Origin of the sequence: Streptomyces capitiformicae, assembly GCF_002214185.1 — a bacterium.
Taxonomy (GTDB): domain Bacteria; phylum Actinomycetota; class Actinomycetes; order Streptomycetales; family Streptomycetaceae; genus Streptomyces; species Streptomyces capitiformicae.
Window position 1 is genome coordinate 8,960,431 of sequence record NZ_CP022161.1, and the last position, 18,121, is coordinate 8,978,551.

Sequence of the window (18,121 nt, forward strand, 5' to 3'; positions counted from 1 at the left end):
AGTCCTCTCAGAGGTCGCCGAACGTCATCCGGGCCACCCACTTGGTGTTCAGCACGCCGGGAGCGGCGGGGACGATGATGCGGGCCGGGTAGCCGTGGTCGGGGGTGAGCGGCTCGCCGTTGACGTCCAGGGCGAGCAGGGAGCGTGGGTCGCGCACCTGGTTGGCGCGCAGGGCCGCCGAGCGGAACGCTCCTCGCCGCTGGAGGGACTCCACCAGGACGTCGGGCGCCGCGTCCGCGTCGTATCCCACCAAGGCGGCGAGATCCCGCAGCCGTACGCCCCGCCACCACTGGTCGGAGGTCGACCAGCCCTCCACACAGGCGATGGGCAGCGCCGCACTGTGCAGGGGAAGTGCCAGCAGCTCGGCCCGGCTCAACCGGACGGTCCCGGAGTGCCCCCTGACGACCAGCCGCCACGCCGCGTCGCTCGTCTCGGCGGCGCTGATACCCCGGGACGCGGCCGTCTTGTTGATCTGGAAGCCGCCCGGGCCACTGCCCGGATCGGCACCCCCGTGCGGCGCAAGGAGGGCCGTCCGCCGCAGCGGACCGTCGAAGTTCTGCCCCACGGTCGTCCCGAACAACAGCAGCGAACCACCCCCGACGAACCACAGCGCCCCGCGCCGCGACACGGTGGGCTCCTCAGGCCGCGGGGAGACCAGCGGGAAGTCCGGCTCCATACCGGCCTCCTCCTGCGGGCCCTTCCCCTCCCTCATGCGACGCAGATTGCGTACGGCAGCCGGCGCCCGCAGCACCACGTGAACGACGAACGCGGCGAAGAACACCCAGGCGCCGTAGAAGTGCAGCGGATAGAAGGAACCGGGAAAGACATAATCCAGCTGGACATTGAGCACGCCCGTCACGAACTCGAACAGCACACCGCCGACGAGGAGCAGCAGGGAGATCCGCTCCAGGGCGTGGGCGAGCGACCGGGCCGGCGGCAGCGCGAACAGCTTGGGCACCACCGACCACAGTTTGGCCAGCAGGACAGGGACGAGCATGATCCCGAGCGTGACGTGGACGCCCTGGTTGAGCCGGTACAGCCAGTACGGACGCGTCGGCCAGGCGAAGAGGTAGAAGCCGAGCAGTCCCTTGTCCGGGGTCTTGTCGTTGACCGGCGACAGGTCGGGGTTGTACGCGGCGTAGGACAGCAGCCCGGTCGCGAACAGCACGGTGATCCCGACGAGCAGCACGACACCGAGGACCGAGGTGAACCACGGACCGCGCAGGGGACTGCGCCAGAATCCGGGGGAGGAAGGCAGTCGTTGGTCGGGCATGTTCCGACGTTAGGCAGGAACGTGCCTGTACAGGGGTGCGCGACCCATGACGAAACTGTGACGTCAGCACCGCGGGCGACCCTGTTCGACCCCTTCCGCCCTAGCGTTCCGTGTGTGATCCGCACCCCGTTCCGCGACCTGGCCGCTGTCCTGGCCGCCGTCCTCCTCGTCGTGGCGGCCGTCCTGGTCGGTCGGCACCTCCACTTCACCTACGACAACCTGCACGTGGGCTGGCCGCCCCTGTACGCCAACTGGGGCCCCCACGTCGGCCCCGGCACCCCGGCTGCACTGGTCGTCGCGGTCGGCGTCGTGGCGTACGGCCCGCGCGTGGCCGCCCGGCTGCCGTGGCGCGCGCTGCTGGGCACCGCCTGGGGTGCGGCGATGGCGTGGACGTGGTCACTGGCGCTGATCGACGGCTGGCAGCGAGGGATCGCGGTGCGGCTCACGAGCAGGTACGAGTACCTGCAGGTCATCGACCGCTTCCAGGACATCCCCGCGACACTGCGGGACTTCACCGGACACATCCTGCTCCACTCCCCCGACCACTGGCCCCCGCATGTCGCGGGCCACCCTCCGGCGGCGACGGTCACGTTCGTCCTGCTCGACCGGGCCGGGCTCGGCGGCGGGGGCTGGGCCGGAATCTGGTGCATCACCGTCGGCGCATCGGCGTGCGTAGCGATACTCGTCGCCGTGCGGGCGCTCGCGGACGAGGCACTCGCGCGCCGGGCGGCGCCGTTCCTGGTTCTGACGCCGGCCGCGGTGTGGATGGGCACGTCCGCGGACGGGTACTTCGCGGCGGTCGCCGCCTGGACCATCGCGTTCCTCGCCCTCGCGGTGACCGGACACCGGCCGCGGCTCACCGGCTTCGCCTCCGGTCTCCTCTTCGGCCTCACCTGCTACCTCTCCTACGGCCTCACCCTCTTCGCCGTGATCGCGGGCGCCGTCCTGCTGCTCGGCGGCCCTCGACGAACCCGGCCCCTGCCCTACGCCCTCGCCGGAGTCACTGTCGTCCCGCTCGTGTTCACCCTCGCGGGCTTCAACTGGTGGGAGGCGTACCACCTCCTCGTCGAGCGCTATTACCAAGGGGCCGGCGGCATCCGGCCCTACGGCTACTGGGTGTGGGCCAACCTCGCCTGCACGGTCCTGATCGTGGGCCCGGCGACAGTAGCCGGCCTGCGGCGAACCGGCGCCACGTTCCTTGGGTCTCCGGCACGCCTCAAGGCACGTTCTCCCTTCAACGCTCCAGAGACGGGGGTGCGGACAGACGACCGCCACGGCACTCCCGTACGTGTTGTCTCTCTCCTCCGTCGGCGCGTCGTGCCCCGGGCGGGCTGGTCCGGCACCTCCCCTGACCTCCGCCTCGCCCTGCTGGTCACCGCCGCATTCGCTGCTCTGCTCATCGCCGACCTGTCGGGGATGAGCAAGGCGGAGACCGAGCGCATCTGGCTGCCGTTCGCCCTGTGGCTATTGGCCGCAGGCGCGTTCCTGACCCGCCCCCGGGCCTGGCTCGCGGCGCAGGCCGCGCTCGCTCTGCTTCTGAATCACCTGCTGATGACCGGCTGGTGACGGGAGGTGACGGGAGGTGACAGGTCCCGGCATCCCCATCCCGTAGATCTCTGCCACCCGCTCAAGGAGGCGGTCCGCTGCCGGGCGTCCTGGATCTACTCGGAAGCGTAGGGGTTGGCCTACCCCAACGGCGGAGAGTGCCCGGGCCGCTGGGGGGAGGAGTTCTCCACGCTGGTACGTGAATGGGGTGAGGTCGTCGGCGAGGCCGGTCAACGACGGGCGTGGGACGTGGGGACCTGCCGCTCTGACGGGGTGGCCGAGCCCGCTGCTCCACCCGTTCAGTCGTCGGGCTCCAGGCACACGACGGGAACGCGCTGGACGAGGTTGTTGGCGAAACCGCCCCGGTTCCAGGGCTGCTCCAGGGGCTGGGTGTGTCCCTCGGCGTCGGTGGCCCGCGCCGTCAGGACATGGTCGCCGGGGGTGGCCGCCCACGCGAAGCGCCACCGGCCCCAGGCCCAGCGATGCGTGCCCGCCGGCTCGACCTCGGCCTCGCCCCAGCCGAGTCCGCCGTCGGTGCTGACCTCCACCCGCGTCACCGGCGCCCGCCCCGACCAGGCGCGCCCCTCCAGCGTCAGCGTGCCGGGCCGGACGACCCGTGCCCGGGACATGAAGTCCGGAAAGCCGGGCGGGACCAGCAGGGCGCGCGGCGCGATCCGGGTGACCGGCTCGCCCTCCTCCTCTGGGTGCCGTCTGAGCCGGTAGGCCACGGACTGCTGGAACCCCGTGAACGGCCTGTCGGTGACGGTGATGTCGCGCAGCCACTTCACATGCGCCATGCCGTACCAGCCGGGCACCACCAGACGCAGCGGGAGGCCGTGCTGCGGGGGCAGCGGGGCACCGTTCATCCCGTAGGCGACCAGCACGTCGGACTCCTCGCCGACGGCCACGTCCACGGGGAGGGCGCGCTGGTAGTCCTGTTCGACGCCGCGCTCCACACCGTGGTCGGCGCCGGTGAAGACGACGTCGACGGCACCGTCCTCGACTCCGGCATCGGCAAGCAGCAGCCGCAACGGTACGCCCGTCCACTCCGCGGTGCCGACAGCCTCGACCAGCCACGGCTGACTGACCGGCCGGGGCGTCAGCAGAGCCCGCCCGTTACCCGCGCACTCCAGGGTGACGCGGAGGGTGACGGCGGGGTACGCGCGCAGGTCAGCCGGTTCGAAGCTCATGGGACGGCGGACGCGGCCGCCGATGGTCAGCTCCCAGGACTCGTCGCCGGGGACGTACGGGATGTCGTAGTGCGTGAGGACGTAGTGCAGCCCGGGCGGGGTGACGTCGTAGCGCAGGGCCTCCAGCGGCAGGCCGTGGTTGCGGGTGGCGAGCGCCAGTTCGTCCCGGCCGATGCCCTCGTCCGGTCCGGCCAGCCGGGCGGATGCGCTCACGTCGCAGAGTCGACGGTCCATGTCCACATTGTCCGCGTCCGCTCCAAGCCGTGCACGGCGGTATCCGTACCCACCCTGCCCCGCAACACATAGCGCGGGCCGGGGTGGGGCGACAGCGTGCCGAACGTGCGCTGATTCCACGGCGCCGCCGCGAACGGTGTGACCGCTGCTTCCCGCCTTCCATGTGAGATCCGCACCAAGGTCCCGCACGGCTGCGCCATCCAACGCCGGCCAAGGTCTGCTCCGGCGTGCCCATGGCGGCGTCACCGTCCGTGATTCCGCCCAGCCGGTCACCGCCGGATGACGTCACCGAACCGGTGCCGCCTCGTTGACCGTCGCCCTCACCCGCACCACCGCGGTCACGCGGCTGCGCCGTCTCGGCGCCGTCGCGCCCCGGCTCGGCGGCGCGCTGCTCCTGGGCGTGGGCGCGACGTGGCGTACTACGGCTGGTACGAGATCCGCGTCCAGCACGACCCCACCACCCAGGACCCGGTCATCGACGCCGCGGGCACCGTCCAGCGCGCCATCGCCGAGTTCCTGGACACCCTCGGCACCGCGGCCATCGCCGTCGTCTTCGCGGGGCTGCTGATCACAGTGGCAGCGCTCGCCCGCCGCCGGAGGACCCGCAGGACACGTGGTACGGAAACCGGCGGCCGGCAAGCGCCCGGCCGCGCATCCTGAAGCGGCCCCGGACAGCTGGAAGTCCGCCGGAGGGCCCGCCTTCTCACAGCCTGGGCCCGGACCCGCTGTGCGGGCCCAGCCCCAAGGCGCTGCTCTCGGGCTCCCGGGCGGCTCCGGCACGGCCTCGTCGGCGCGCCCCGCTCTTCCCTCGGAGGGTCGACGAGGCGAGCCGGTGAGCCGGCCCGGGCGAGAGGGCCGAAGCGTCAGACGGCGAGGGTGCTGCCGTCGAACCGGCTCAGGGTGAACACCGCGTCCTCCAGGGTGACTTCCTTCGCCTCGCGCAGCACGCCGATGGCGATCTCCTCACCCAGCCGCACCGCCTCCGTGAAGTCGGTGCCCTGGCAGCCCTGGAACCGGTGGCGGCGGCCGCAGCGGTGGTCCGCGAGGACCGGCCGGGTGACCGGCAGATCGTCGGCTATCTCGTACCGCGCACCGAGGCAGACGTCGAACCGGCCGACCTGCGGCGGGAGTTGGCGAAGGCGCTGCCCGGCTACATGGTGCCTTCCGCGCTGGTCGTCCTCGACACCCTCCCACTGACCCCCAACGGCAAGCTCGACCGGCGTGCCCTGCCCGCCCCCGGCACGAACTCCACCTCTGCCGGCAGGGCTCCCCGGACGCCCTGGGAGGAGAACCTCCGCGGGCTCTTCGCCACCATCCTCGACGTCGACCACGTGGGCATCGACGACAACTTCTTCGACCTCGGCGGCCACTCGCTGCTGGCCGCCCGGTTGACCGCCCGGGTACGCGAGGAACTGGGTGTCCAGATCGGCCTGCGGGCCCTGTTCGAGACGCCCACCGTGGCCCTGCTCGCGGAGCGGATGAGTGCCGATTCCGGCAACGGATCCTCAGACGGGCTCGGCCAGTTGCTGCCGCTGCGCACCGGAGGAACCCGTCCGCCGCTGTTCGCCGTACACCCCGGTGGCGGCCTCGGCTGGTGCTACTCCGGGCTGGCCCGGCACCTGGACCACGACCGGCCGCTGTTCGCACTGCAGGCGCGCGGGCTCGACGGTAACGGCGAACTGCCCACCTCCGTAACCGACATGGCGGCCGACTACCTGCGGCTGATCCGCGAGGTGCAGCCCGCCGGCCCGTACCACCTGCTCGGCTGGTCCTTCGGCGGCACGGTGGCGCACGAGATGGCCCGTCAGCTCCAGGAGGCGGGCGAAGAGGTGGCGCTGCTGGCAATGCTCGACTCGCACCCGACCGGACGCGTCCGGCATGCCGGACAGCCCGGTGCGGCGGAGATCCTCTCCCTGGCACTGGACGGACTGGGCCTCGACGAGCTGGACGCGCTCGCCGCCACCGCCACCGCCACCGCTCCCGCGGACGCCACGGACGTCCTGGGCGACGGACTCCCCGGCGCCCACGCCGTGCTGGAGCTGCTGCGGGAACGCGGCAGCGTACTGGGCGGGCTGGACCCGGTGGCCCTGCGCCGGCTGGTGAAGGTGACCGCCAACAACATCGCGCTGACCCAGGGCGAGCGGCCGGGCCGCTATCGGGGCCCCGTGCTCTTCTTCGAGGCCCTGCCGGGGCGGGGCGCCGACGGCACCCCACTGCCCGACCGGTGGGCCGCGCACGTGGACGGCCCGCTGGAGAACCACCCGCTGGACATCCCGCACAGCCACTTCACCACGCCGGAGGCCCTGGCACAGATCGGCCCGATACTCGCCACCCACCTGCGCTGACCGGGGGAGGCGTCGGAGGTGTTTCGCCGAGCCCGGACCCGCTCGACCCCGGTCGCCGGCCTGGGCTCGGATGGCCCGACCCCGGCTGATCCGGGCCCCGGTCTCGGCCGCGCCACCCCCGCACCCCCGCACCGCCACCTGTCTCCCCGTCCGGCCCGCCGCAGCCGCCTCCGAACGGAGCCGCCCATGACCCTGCCCCTGCCCCTGCCGCTCGCCCCGTCCCCTGTGGCCCTGCCATGACCACCTTCGTCCTCGTCTGGGCGGGCCGACTGGTCACCGCACTCGGGTCCAGCATCTCCGGATTTGCCCTCGGCCTCTGGATCTACCAACAGTCGGGATCCGTCACCCAGTTCGCCACCGGCCTGCTGCTCGCCTTCGCCCCCGGCATACTGGCCGCGCCGGCCGCAGGGGTCCTGGTGGACCGTCACCGGCGCCGTACCGTGCTGCTCTGTGCGGACGCGGCGGCGATGCTGGGCGCCGTGGCCCTGGCTGTCTCCCAGACGACCGGACACCTCGCCGTGTGGCAGGTGTATGCGGTCATCGTCCTGGAGTCCTGCTGCGCCGCATTCCAGTGGCCCGCACTCGCCGCCGCCGTCACCGGCATGGTCCGGCCGGAACAACGCGGCCGGGCCAGTGCGATGACCCAGACAGCCCTGGCCGCCGCCCAGTTGCTCGGCCCCATGCTCGCCGCCGTCCTGCTCGAAGTGGGCGGACTGCGCGCCGTACTGGTGGCCGACGTCGTCTCGTTCGGGCTGGGGGTGCTCACCCTGCTCCTCGCCCGTTTCCCCGAGCTCACCGGCCGGCCGAAGAGCGCCGGGAGCCGCCGGGAACGCCCCGGCTGGCGGGTCGAGTTGACCGAAGGCCGACGGGAGCTCACCAAACAGCCCGCCCTGAAACGCCTGCTGCGCCTGGTCACCGTCCTCAACGCGGCCGAGGCCATCGCCACGGCCCTGCTACTGCCCCTGGTCCTCGCCGCCACCCCCGAGGCGGAGCAGACTGCCGCGGTGGCCATGGTCAGCACCGCCGGGGGACTGGGGCTGGCGATCAGCAGCATCGCCCTGTCCGTGCGGGGCACCCCGCGCCGTCCGCTGCCCTGGGTCACCGTGGCCACCGTCCTCAGCGGGGTCGCGGTCCTACAGGCCGGGTTCTTCCCGCGGCCGGTCCCTCTGGCAGCAGCCGCCTTCGTCTTCTTCCTCGGCCTGCCGGTGGTCAGCAGCTGTGCCCAGGTCCTCTGGCAGTCCGCGGTGGCCGCGCAGGCCCAGGGCCGAGTTTTCGCTCTGCGCCGCATGTTCACCCAGGGCGGCATCATGCTGGGCTATCTGGTGGCCGGACCGCTCGCCTCCCACGTCTTCGGCCCGCTGGTAAATCCCGGCGGACCGCTCGCAGACACCGTGGGCCGCCTCCTCGACACGACCCGCGACCGTGGCAGCGCCCTGCTCCTGTGCTGCACCGGCCTGATCGTGGCCGTGACCGCCCTGATCGGGCGCCACCACATCGTCACCGCCCTGCCCACCGAGTGCCCGTCCCTCGCCGAGTGCCCGTCGCTCGCCGAGTGCCCGTCATCTACCGTGGGTCCGCCACCCGCCGACCGGCAGTGCGCGATGAACACGGCCCCGCCCGGACCGGACCGGCCCCCGGCCCGCCCTTGAAGGACACTCCGGACACCCGCTCGGCCCCCGGCCCGGCCCCAGCCCCACCACCCCTCCAACGAAGCAGAGTCACTGTGCTCTTCCGCCCCACCACCGCATCCGACCTCGACCGCTTCCTCCCCCTGATCGTCGCCGACGAGGCCGGCGGAATCACGGCCGACACCTACACGGCCCGGCTCTCCACCGGCGAGTACCGCCTCGCCCGCACCTGGATCGCGGAAGACGCCCCCGGCGCCGTGCCGTCGGCCTTAGCCGTCTGGTGGGGCGCCCCGGACGCGGACCTGCCCGGCACTCTCGACGGACTGTTCGTCCATGACTCCATCCGGTCGGCCGACGAACGTACGGCCCTGGCATCCGGATTGCTCACCACCGCACACGCGGCTTTCGCCGAAGCCGGTGTGGACACAGCGCCCGACTACCACCTGACCCTCCCCGGTGACTGGCGCGCCCGGCCCGACTCGGTCGAGACCGTGGCCTGGCGTCAGGAAGCCGCCCGGCTCTCCGGGCTCGTGGTGACGCTGGAACGGCTGCGCTACGAATGGACACCGTGCACCCGTCTCCCGGAACCCACCGGACGCCTGGCCTTCGTAGCCGAACCCGACGACGAGGTCTTCGTCGACCTCCTCCGCCGGGTCCTGACACGCACCCTGGACACCCACTCCCGTAAGGGGGCCGCGAGCATCGGAGCCGACGCACAGGCCCGCCGGGACGTGACGTTCTACCGCGACACCATGCTGGGGGACCGGTCCTGGTGGCGAGTGGCCCGTACGCCCGACGGCCGACCCGTCGGCTTTGGCCTCCCCTCGCGCAACCACGCCGTCCCCGTGGTCGGTTACCTGGGTGTGCTGCCCCAACACCGCGGCCGTGGATACGCGGACGACATCCTGGCCGAGATCACCCGGATCCTGGTGACCGAGACCACAGCGGAGAAGGTCCGCGCCGAGACCGACCTCACGAACACTCCGATGGCCGCGGCCTTCGAGCGCGTCGGGTACCGCAACGACTCCCGCCGCCTGGTGTTGTCCGCGCACTGAGCTCCGAGCGGCTAGGGTCCCACGACGAGTGATCGCACAGTCGTCGAAGCGTGCCGCTCCACAGCGGGTCCGCGTCGAGCACGGGGGGAAGTCGTGAGTGCAGAGCCCGATTCCGTCACACCCATATCCGCACCGAACGCGCAGGAACTCCACAGTCGGTGACGGCCCGGAGGAGGCGGTGGAGCGCAAGGCGGGGATGCACCACGATCAGCATCAAGCCGCGGGGCGCTACTACATACCGACGTACGCGAAGGTGGAGAAGGACGGCACCGCGGTGCCCCGGTACGAGGTGGGCAACGGCCAGGACTCAAGCGTCAAGGACTTCCTTCGCACGTACGACATCACCGCCCGGCCGAAGCGCACCAGCCCGTCCGAGGTGACGTACTCCGACCGCTCCGGCGACGTACGGCGAACGTTCACGATCACCTACTACCCGTCGCCCGACCCTGGTGGGTACGACCACGCGCGGATCACCGTCAGAGCCAGGTGAACCGACGCGGGCGCATCACTCTCGCTGCTGCGCACAACGCACCACACCGGTTCGAATTCCTCCTACCCGGACGTGAATCGGAAGCTTCCCGCGGCACCGTGCAGCAGGCCGCAGGCCGGATCGCGGGCCTCCTCAGCCTGGCGCGACGTTACTCGACCTCGGTTCGGGGTGCGGCGGTTCAGCCCGAGCGCTCGCCGAGCGCTTCGGCTGCCGGGTGGTGGCCCTCAACCTCAGCGAGGAGCACAACCGGCGCCACCGCGCGGCCAACGCCCGCCGCGGACTGGACGGTCTGATCGAAGTCGTCACCGGCTCCCTCAACCACCTGCCCTACGAGGCGGAGCGCTTCGGGTTCGTCTCACGCGCGAGATGCCGACGGAGCCACTGACCATCTGCTGGATCCCCTGGTCCACCTCGGGCGCGCGCCCCGCGCCCACGACGAACGAGTGCTGTCTCACTGGCACCGCGTCGCCGTGCCTGATCTGGCGGACGCCCAGACTTGCACCTCAGGCACCGTCGTTCAATCAGCGATATCCACGCCGTACCCGCGTGCGAGGGTGTCGAGGCCGTGGTTGTAGCCCTGGCCGACGGTGCGCAGGCGCCAGAGTGGACCTCTGCGGTAGATCTCCGCGAGGAGCATGGTGCGTTCGGTTGTGGCGGCGTCCAGGGTGGACCGGGCGATGGGTGCTCCGCTGCTGCTGGGGGCTGCACCGATTTGGATCGCGCCGACGGCCCCGAAGGTGGCGGCGCCGTCGATGGCCGCGGCGATGACTATTTTGCGGGTCGCGGGCGGCAGGGACGCGAGGTCGGCGGCGATGGTCTGTTCGGCGGGGCCGCCGGTGAGGAGCCGCACGGTGCCGACGGGGCTTTCCGGGGCGCCGTAGAAGATGAACTCCTCGTCCGAAGTGACCTGTTCATCCTCGTCGAGGAGAAAGGCGACGACATCGATCTCGCAGCCGGTCTGCGGAGCCCAGCTGGCCGTGACGTACCACTCGGGCGCGGGTGTGCCGTGGGGCATGGGCAGGTCGATGACGCCGCCCCTCGGCATCACCTGTGGTGCTTGTGCCCGGACGGGCGTCGTGCCCTGATCGGCGGCTGTCGGTGCGGTGAGCCAATGCTCGTCGTGCACGGGGAGTTCAAGGGCGGTGATGCGGTTCATGCGGCGGTCCTTCTCGCCACCGGTGAGAAGAACGACGTCGGTGACACTGGCCGACAGGTTGATGGCCGCGGATCCACCCAGCCGGACGACGTGGGTACGGGCCGCGGCGGCATCGGCATGGATACCGCCGAGCACCAGTACCCGGTGGCCCGTCAGCGGCTTGTTCAACGTGCTGGCCGAGTCGCGGGCTTGGCGCGGAGCGGGGACAGATACGTCGGAGGAGGGCGGCGGCAGGACCGGCACTTCCGGCACAGGTGCAGTGGTGGATTCGGGCTCGGTGGCCCGGACTCGTGCCGTCGCCGGCGCCGCCACCGGGGCGATCACGGCGGAACTGGCCGACGCCTCATGCGCTGTCCCGGGTTGTACGTCGGCCAGCAGCCGCAGGAAGGTGTGCTCCTCGATGACCGGCACGCCTTCGGCGGCTGCGCGTCGGGCCTTTGCCGAAGCGGACGTCGGCTCGTTGGTGACCAGCACGCTGGTGTGCCGACTCACGGAGGTCATCATGTTCAGCCCGGCGGCAACCGCCCGCCCGACCAGCTCCGCCCGGGCGTGGGCGGTCTCACCGGTTATCGCGATCTTCATCCCCTGCTGGAGCGGCCCGCCGGGAGTCAGCCGCCCCGGATTGCGGTAGGCGCACGGACTCTTGGGCGGCTGAGGCGTGAAGTGGGACTCTGCCCGGGGCGGGCAGGCCACAAGCGGCAACGGCAGATCGAGCCGCGCCGCCTCGCGCAGGGACGCCCGCAGGATCCCGGCCAGCACCCGGGTGTCGTCCAGCGCATCGTGCGCGTTCTGCTGGGGAACACCGTAGTGAGCCGCGAGGGTGCCCAGTTTCATGTCATCCGTAGGTGGATCCACCTGGCGGTTGAGGGCCAGGGTGCACAGCCGCTGCGACACTGGGAGCCACATCCGCGCGCGGGCGAACTCGTGCGCCAGAAAGTCGTAGTCGAACTGGGCGTTGTGGGCGACCAGGACCCGGTCCTGGAGCATCGCCCCGATCCGACCGGCGACCTGGTCGAAGGTCGGCGCACCCTGCAGCCGCTCGGCGGTCAGCCCGTGCACCTCCACCGGCCCGGGGTCGCAACCCGGATTGAGCAGCGTCGAGAACTCCCCGGTCTGCTCGCCGTCCGGACCGATCGTCACCACCGCGACCGACAGGACTCGGTCTCGCCGGGCCATGAGCCCCGAGGTTTCCACGTCGACCAAGGCCCAGTCGTGCGCGTAGTCGCCCCTAGCGGGCACGGTGAATGAGGCGGAGGCGAGACTCATGGCGCCAAGGATGATCGGCTATTCACCACTCCTTCAACCCGTATGCCGTTTTGCCCCTGTTTGGAGAATCATCACGAGGTCGTCGTGTCCTCGCCCAGCAGGTCGGCGGCGGGTACGCAGCAGTCGTCCAGGACGATGTCGCCTTCGATACCCAGGCGGCGTTCGCCGCCCGCGTCGGCCGCACCGGCGAAGCGATCGCCGAGTTCACTGCCTCGCGGCTGAGCGCGGTCGGCTGCTCGGCCACGACACCCACACGTCGAGCAGAGCCGGCTGCAAGGCGCCCACGCCCTGACGGCCGCCCAGCGCGAGGCGGAGACGGCCGCGTAACTGTCCCGGATCCTCGACGACGCCGGGGCCGTCCTCGAACCCACGCGCCGTCACCTCGCCCTCGCACGCACCCCGCTGACCCCGGTGCCAGGTGGTGTATGCGTCAACTGACGGGAGGACGAGCGGGATGACGGGGCAGACCCGTTTGCCGCCCTCCCCGGCCGGGGGGACGATGAGAGTGCGCTGCGGCCCACGGCCGGGCCCGGACCTTCTTGGTCGCGCTGGGCGGCCCGCACGCTTCACCGCCCGGCCCGTGATCCCGCATCCGCGTTCCTGCGACACCCACTGGGAGCCAGGATGGCGAGAGTTCCGCGCGGCGTGGTCGATGCGCGTTGCAGGCAGGCTGTCGTGCACGATCACGACGGTGCACTGATGGCACTGGACCTGGAGAACGGCGCACTGCTGTGGCGCCACGGGCCCAGCCTGCGACCGTGCGCGCTGCTCGCCGGTTCGATCGTGGCCCTGCGGATCAGCCCGGCGCCGACGCTCGTGGTCGTGGTGCTCGACGCCGCGACCGGCGAGGACCGCTGGACTTCGGAGCCGGCGGGCGAGGACCTGTCGTCCCGACTCGAAGGAGTCGCAGACCCACGTGAACAGAGGTGTCTCACGATCTACGCCGGTACCTTCGTAGCCGACCTTTCGACGAACGCGTGAGGCAATGACGAATGCGTGCCATGACCGAATCACCGCGGAGGCTACGTGTCTCCGTCCTCGACGACTACCAGGACGTCGTCCGTACGCTGGACTGCTTCGGCGAGCTGGAGGGCCACGACGTCACGATCTGGAACGACTTCGTGTCCGACGTGGACGTGCTGGCCGAGCGCCTGGCCGACGCCGACGTTCTGGTGCTGCTGCGCGAGCGCACCAAGGTTGACGAAGCACTGCTCAGTCGTCTGCCGAATCTCAAGCTGATCAGTCAGAGCGGCCAGATACCGCACATCGACCTCGATGCGTGCACCCGGCATGGTGTGATCGTCTCCTCGGCCCTGACCGCACGCCCGTCCTATCCCACAGTGGAGCTCACCTGGGGCCTGATCCTCGCCGCCATGCGCGACATCCCGTTCGAGAGCGCCGCGCTGAGGGAGGGCCGCTGGCAGAGCACCGTGGGGCTGGGGCTGCGCGGTCGGACGCTGGGTATCCACGGCTTCGGCCGGATCGGCTCCATGGTGGCTCAGGTCGGTGTGGCGTTCGGTATGGAGCTGTTGGTCTGGGGCCGGCAGGGCTCGCTGGACCGGGCGAGGGAAGCGGGCTTCCGGGTTGCCGAGAGCAGGCAGGCCCTGTTCGAGCAGTCGGATGTACTGAGTCTGCATCTGCGTCTGAACGAGGCGACGACCGGTCTGATCGGCCCCGACGACCTCGCCCTGATGAAGCCGACGGCCCTGCTGGTGAACACGAGTCGGGCGGAGCTGATCCGGCCCGGGGCGCTCGTCGAGGCGTTGCGGGCCGGCCGGCCCGGCAAGGCGGCGGTCGACGTGTTCGAACACGAGCCGCTGACCGACGCGGACGACCCCCTGCTGCGGTTGCCGAACGCCCTGTGCACCCCGCACATAGGCTTCGTCGAGCGCGACAACTACGAGTTCTTCTACGGCAACGCCTTCGACCAGATCATGGCCTTCGCCCAGGGTGAGCCGATCAATGTCCACAACCCGGATGTGCTGAGCTAGACCCTGTCGTCAAAGTCCGTCGTCCGCCCGGAGGACCGCCCGACTGTCTGCCGCTGGTCCCGCGGTCCTCTAGGGGGTCCCCCGAATCCGTACGTCGGCATTGATCGCCCCCTTCTCGAGTGAAGTATCGGGGAGTCGGTCGTGCGGCCGTCGCCGTCGGGTGAACATCGGATGTCGCATCGCTCATGGCAGCCCCACAGCTATCTGCCACAACTGTGCGCCCTCACGATGTCAAACGCTCTAAAGCGGCGGTACGAACTGAAAGCGGAAGACCCATGCACGGAACTGGACATCTTCAGCGGAGGGCCATCCTCACCGGAGGGCTGGTAGGCACCGCGGCCCTGATCACCGGCTGTTCGTCGAAGACGGAGAGCGCGAAGCGCGCGAGCACCGAGACGACGGCGGCCGCGGCGAAGGCTTCCTCAGCCGCCGCGAGCGGGCAGCCGGACTCCCCCTGGGCGGCGTTCGCGAGACTGATGGACGGCAACAAGCGCTGGGTCGACGGGACGCTTCAGCATCCCGACCGGGACCCCGGCCGCCGCGAGTTCGTCGCCGAGGAGCAGGACCCCTTCGGTGTGATCCTCTCCTGCATCGACTCCCGGGTGCCGCCGGAGCTCCTCTTCGACACCGGCCTCGGCGACGTCTTCGTGATGCGCACCGGCGGGCAGGTGGTCGACTCGGTGGTCACCGGGTCGGTCGAGTACGGGCCCATGACGTCGGGAACCCCGCTGATCGTCGTCCTCGGGCACCAGCGCTGCGGTGCCATCAAGGCGGCGTACAAGGCACTGAAGGAGGGCAAGGAACTGCCCGGCAATCTGCAGGCCATCGCCGAGGCCCTGAAGCCGGCCTACGACGAGACGGCGAAGGGCAAGCATTCCGACCCGGTCGACGCCATGATCCGCATCCACACCAAGCAGACCTCCGCCGCCCTGCGGTCCAACGCCGACCTTGCCCCGATGGTCAAGAAGGGTGCCCTGGCCGTGGTCAGCGCCTACTACTCGCTCGACACCGGCCGAGTGGAAGTCCTCACCGGCGCGCCGTCCGCCTGACGACGGCCGTTACCGCCGCGGCCTGTTCGACGACGGTGCTCGCCGCGCTTCAAGGGCGCCGGGGTCAGCGGCCTGATCCCGGTGCCCTTGCTGTGGCCCAAGAAGGTCAGGCGCCGCCCATGGCGTGCAGGCCCGCCATGAGGGCCAGGCGGCTGGCGCGGACGTGGTCGCGCATGACACCTTCCGCGCTGTCACCGTCCTTGGCCATGATCAGTTCGAGGACGTTGTGGTGTTCGCGGTCGGACTGGAGGGGGACGGCCGGGCTGGCTGAGGGAGGTGGTCATGAGGCGGGAGTAGGCGAGTTGGTTCATGAGGATGCGGTGGTGCGCCTCGAGTTTGGCGTTGTCGGCGCCGGGTGATCAGCAGTTCGTGGAACTCCTTGACGATCCGAACTGCCCATCTTCATCGGCGAGTTCGGCGGCCCCGCCGACCAGTGGGGCGACCCCGACGAGGACACGATGATGGCCACCGCCGAACAGCTCGACCTGGGCTACCTGGCCTGGTCCTGGAGCGGCAACACCGACCCGATCCTCGACCTGTCGATCGGCTTCGACCCCAACCAGCTCAGCTCCTGGGGTCGCCGCGTCCACCACCAACTCCGTCACGGTGACCGGCCTCACCGCCGGCACCGCGTACACCTTCGCGGTCTACGCCCGTGACGCGGCCGGCAACCGCTCGCCCCGCTCGGCCCCGGTGAACATCACCACCGAGGACACACCCGGCGGAACCTGCTCCGTCGTCCACCGCGCCACCAACGAGTGGCCCGGCGGCTTCCAGGGCGAGATCGTCATCCGCAACACCGGCACCACCGCCGTCAACGGCTGGACGCTCGCCTTCGCCTTCGCCGACGGTCAGACCATCACCAACATGTGGGGCGGAACACCGACCCAGACGGGCGCCGACGTGCGCGTGGCCGCCGCCTCCTACACGGCCGGCATCCCCGCCGGCGGCTCGGTGACCGTCGGCTTCATCGGGAGCAAAGGTGCCACGAACACCGCCCCGACCGCCTTCACCCTCAACGGCGGTACCTGCGCCGCCGCCTGACAGTCCGTCCCGGTCGGCGGCCTGCGGCGCGCACGGTGGCGCGGGCGGGCGCGTGGAGGCGAACTCGCCATGCTTTCGGGCGTTCCCGCTGGACCGGCCGAGTGCCGGTGGCTTTGATGGTGGCGGCACGGCCGTCGTGCCGCCACACGTCAACGACGCCGCGTGCGCACCGGAGATGAGCTGCCATGGTGACCGACCGGTACGGCAACCGCCTGTACGAGTGCACCGCCGAAGCGGCGGGGCATCTGGACCGGGCTGTGGAGGGGCTGCTGTTCTTCCGCCCGGACTTCCCCGACGCGGTCCAGGACGCCGTCGCGGCGTGCCCGGCCTCGCCCCTGGCCCAGTCGTTCGCGGCCTACCTGGGCGTGCTCGGCACCGAGTCGCGCGACGCCGTCGAGGCCCGGCTCCGGTTCGCCGAGTTCAGCGCCGGGCTGGACCACTCGGCGCTGCCGCGCCGCGAGCGGATGCACATGGCGGCGGCGCGGGCCTGGCTCGGGGGAGACATGGGGCGGGCCGCGCAGGTTCTGGAGGACCTCGTAGTGGAGAGCCCTCGTGATCCGCTGGCCCTGGCGGTGGGCCATCAGCTCGACTTCTTCACCGGTGACGCGACCCGGCTGCGGGACAGGATCGGCGGGGCACTGCCCGCCTGGGAGACGGACGATCCCCATCGTGGCCCGCTGATGGGCATGTACGCCTTCGGCCTGGAGGAGTCGGGCCACTACGACCGCGCCCGGGAAGTGGCCCTCGCCGCCGTCGAGCGAAACCCCCGCGACGTCTGGGCCATCCACGCCGTGGTGCACGTCCACGAGATGCAGGGGCGGTTCGCCGAGGGCATCGACTATCTCGACGCCCGCCTCGACGACTGGGCGAGCGGCACCCTCCTGACCGTCCACAACTGGTGGCACTACGCCCTCTACGCGCTGGAGGCGGGCGACACCGACACGGCCACCCGGATCTACGACGCCGTACTGCACCACAAGGACTCGACCGGGTTCGTCATGGAACTCCTCGACGCCGCGGCCCTGTTGTGGCGGTTCCTCCTCGCCGACCTCGACCAGGACACCCGCTGGCAGACCCTGGCCGACGCGTGGGCCGAGCGCGCGGACCCGCCGTACTACGCCTTCAACGACGTACACGCCGTCATGGCCTTCGCCGGGGCGGGACGGCTGAAGGCGGCCGACGAGTTCATCGCCGAGCGGCGGCGCCGGCTCACCCTGGACGGCACCCGCCCCACCAGCAACCACGTGATGACCGCCGAGATCGGCCTGCCCGTCTGCGAGGCACTGGTCGCCCACGTCCGCGGGGAGTACCCGGCGGTGATCGACCTGCTCTGGCCGATCCGCCGCCGCGTGCACACCTTCGGTGGCAGCCACGCCCAGCGGGACGCGATCCAGCGGACCCTCCTGGAAGCGACCCTGCGCGCGAACCGACACGACCTGGCCCGCCGGCTGCTGGGTGAACGCACGGGCCTGAGCCCCCACAGCCCCTACAACTGGCTCGGCCAGGCCCGACTCGCCGACTCCCTGGGCGAGGCGGCCCGAGCGGCCGTAGCCCGCGACACGGCAGCCGAACTGGCCGCTCCCGCCGCCCGCATGCTGAGCCGGAAACTGCACCGGCCGTACCTGACGACGCCGGGTGCGGCCGACCACTAGGGCCTGTCGTCACCTTCCCGTCTGCCCCGCGACGCCATGCACGCTCCCCCACGCTCGACTCCGCTCGAGCGGGAGGGGGCCCCACCGCCGCACCGGGCACACACCCGAGTACATCCAGTACGAGGGTGTATGCCCGGCACGCCGAGAGCACGCGCCTACGCGGACATCAGCCGCTGCCGCGGCGGGCGCGGGGCCGCCCTCCG

Annotated in this window: 15 protein-coding genes and 1 pseudogene; 12 read left to right on the forward strand and 4 right to left on the reverse strand. The window is 71.2% G+C overall.

Annotation, left to right across the window (positions count from 1 at the left end; all coding sequences use genetic code 11):
* Window positions 1-7: 7 nt before the first annotated feature.
* Entirely contained in the window at window positions 8-1,273 is a 1,266-nt protein-coding gene (locus CES90_RS40175) for a molybdopterin-dependent oxidoreductase (RefSeq protein WP_189787888.1), read from the reverse strand.
* A gap of 114 nt (window positions 1,274-1,387) precedes the next feature.
* Here CES90_RS40175 and CES90_RS40180 point away from each other — a divergent pair, with 114 nt between their 5' ends.
* Window positions 1,388-2,839 carry a hypothetical protein gene (locus CES90_RS40180; protein ID WP_189787887.1) on the forward strand — a complete coding sequence of 484 codons (1,452 nt, stop codon included), beginning with the start codon at window positions 1,388-1,390 and terminating at the stop codon, window positions 2,837-2,839.
* Window positions 2,840-3,117: 278 nt separating this feature from the next.
* On the opposite strand, the gene CES90_RS40185 is transcribed toward CES90_RS40180, so the two are convergent.
* Window positions 3,118-4,242: a sulfite oxidase gene (locus CES90_RS40185; RefSeq protein WP_189787886.1), complete on the reverse strand. Its 1,125-nt coding sequence runs from the start codon at window positions 4,240-4,242 to the stop codon at window positions 3,118-3,120.
* A 411-nt stretch (window positions 4,243-4,653) separates the two neighbouring features.
* Here CES90_RS40185 and CES90_RS40190 point away from each other — a divergent pair, with 411 nt between their 5' ends.
* From CES90_RS40190 to CES90_RS40215, 6 genes are all read left to right on the forward strand, one after another.
* Entirely contained in the window at window positions 4,654-4,902 is a 249-nt protein-coding gene (locus CES90_RS40190) for a hypothetical protein (protein WP_229914416.1), read from the forward strand.
* Window positions 4,903-5,249: 347 nt separating this feature from the next.
* Window positions 5,250-6,587 carry an alpha/beta fold hydrolase gene (locus tag CES90_RS40195; protein WP_269801997.1) on the forward strand — a complete coding sequence of 446 codons (1,338 nt, stop codon included), beginning with the start codon at window positions 5,250-5,252 and terminating at the stop codon, window positions 6,585-6,587.
* A gap of 236 nt (window positions 6,588-6,823) precedes the next feature.
* A complete protein-coding gene (locus CES90_RS40200) occupies window positions 6,824-8,236 on the forward strand; it encodes an MFS transporter (protein ID WP_189787811.1) in 1,413 nt (470 codons plus the stop codon).
* 74 nt (window positions 8,237-8,310) lie between these two features.
* Window positions 8,311-9,270 (forward strand): GNAT family N-acetyltransferase, encoded by a 960-nt coding sequence (locus tag CES90_RS51435; RefSeq protein ID WP_189787810.1) that lies wholly within the window; start codon window positions 8,311-8,313, stop codon window positions 9,268-9,270.
* A gap of 178 nt (window positions 9,271-9,448) precedes the next feature.
* Complete coding sequence (locus tag CES90_RS40210; RefSeq protein WP_189787809.1) at window positions 9,449-9,760, forward strand: hypothetical protein; 312 nt, start codon at window positions 9,449-9,451, stop codon at window positions 9,758-9,760.
* Between the two features lie 76 nt (window positions 9,761-9,836).
* Window positions 9,837-10,145, forward strand: a complete 309-nt coding sequence (locus CES90_RS40215) for an SAM-dependent methyltransferase (protein ID WP_229914408.1) — start codon at window positions 9,837-9,839, stop codon at window positions 10,143-10,145.
* A 132-nt stretch (window positions 10,146-10,277) separates the two neighbouring features.
* Here the strand turns inward: CES90_RS40215 and CES90_RS40220 are convergent, their stop codons facing one another.
* Window positions 10,278-12,182, reverse strand: a complete 1,905-nt coding sequence (locus CES90_RS40220) for a TerD family protein (protein ID WP_189787808.1) — start codon at window positions 12,180-12,182, stop codon at window positions 10,278-10,280.
* Window positions 12,183-12,253: 71 nt separating this feature from the next.
* Complete coding sequence (locus tag CES90_RS40225) at window positions 12,254-12,553, reverse strand: hypothetical protein (protein WP_189787807.1); 300 nt, start codon at window positions 12,551-12,553, stop codon at window positions 12,254-12,256.
* A 328-nt stretch (window positions 12,554-12,881) separates the two neighbouring features.
* On the opposite strand from CES90_RS40225, the gene CES90_RS40230 reads away from it, so the two are divergent.
* The 5 genes and pseudogenes from CES90_RS40230 (at window position 12,882) to CES90_RS40255 (ending at window position 17,918) form a co-directional block, all read left to right on the forward strand.
* On the forward strand, window positions 12,882-13,163 hold the full coding sequence (locus CES90_RS40230; protein ID WP_189787806.1) for a PQQ-binding-like beta-propeller repeat protein: 282 nt from the start codon (window positions 12,882-12,884) through the stop codon (window positions 13,161-13,163).
* A gap of 20 nt (window positions 13,164-13,183) precedes the next feature.
* On the forward strand, window positions 13,184-14,173 hold the full coding sequence (locus CES90_RS40235) for a D-2-hydroxyacid dehydrogenase family protein (RefSeq protein WP_189787805.1): 990 nt from the start codon (window positions 13,184-13,186) through the stop codon (window positions 14,171-14,173).
* Between the two features lie 275 nt (window positions 14,174-14,448).
* Window positions 14,449-15,222 (forward strand): carbonic anhydrase, encoded by a 774-nt coding sequence (locus tag CES90_RS40240; protein WP_189787804.1) that lies wholly within the window; start codon window positions 14,449-14,451, stop codon window positions 15,220-15,222.
* Window positions 15,223-15,608: 386 nt separating this feature from the next.
* Window positions 15,609-16,266 (forward strand): annotated as a pseudogene (locus CES90_RS40250) (cellulose binding domain-containing protein); the annotation flags it as partial.
* Between the two features lie 185 nt (window positions 16,267-16,451).
* The gene (locus CES90_RS40255) at window positions 16,452-17,918 is read left to right on the forward strand and encodes a tetratricopeptide repeat protein (protein WP_189787803.1); all 1,467 of its coding nucleotides are present in this window, start codon (window positions 16,452-16,454) and stop codon (window positions 17,916-17,918) included.
* Window positions 17,919-18,121: the final 203 nt, after the last annotated feature.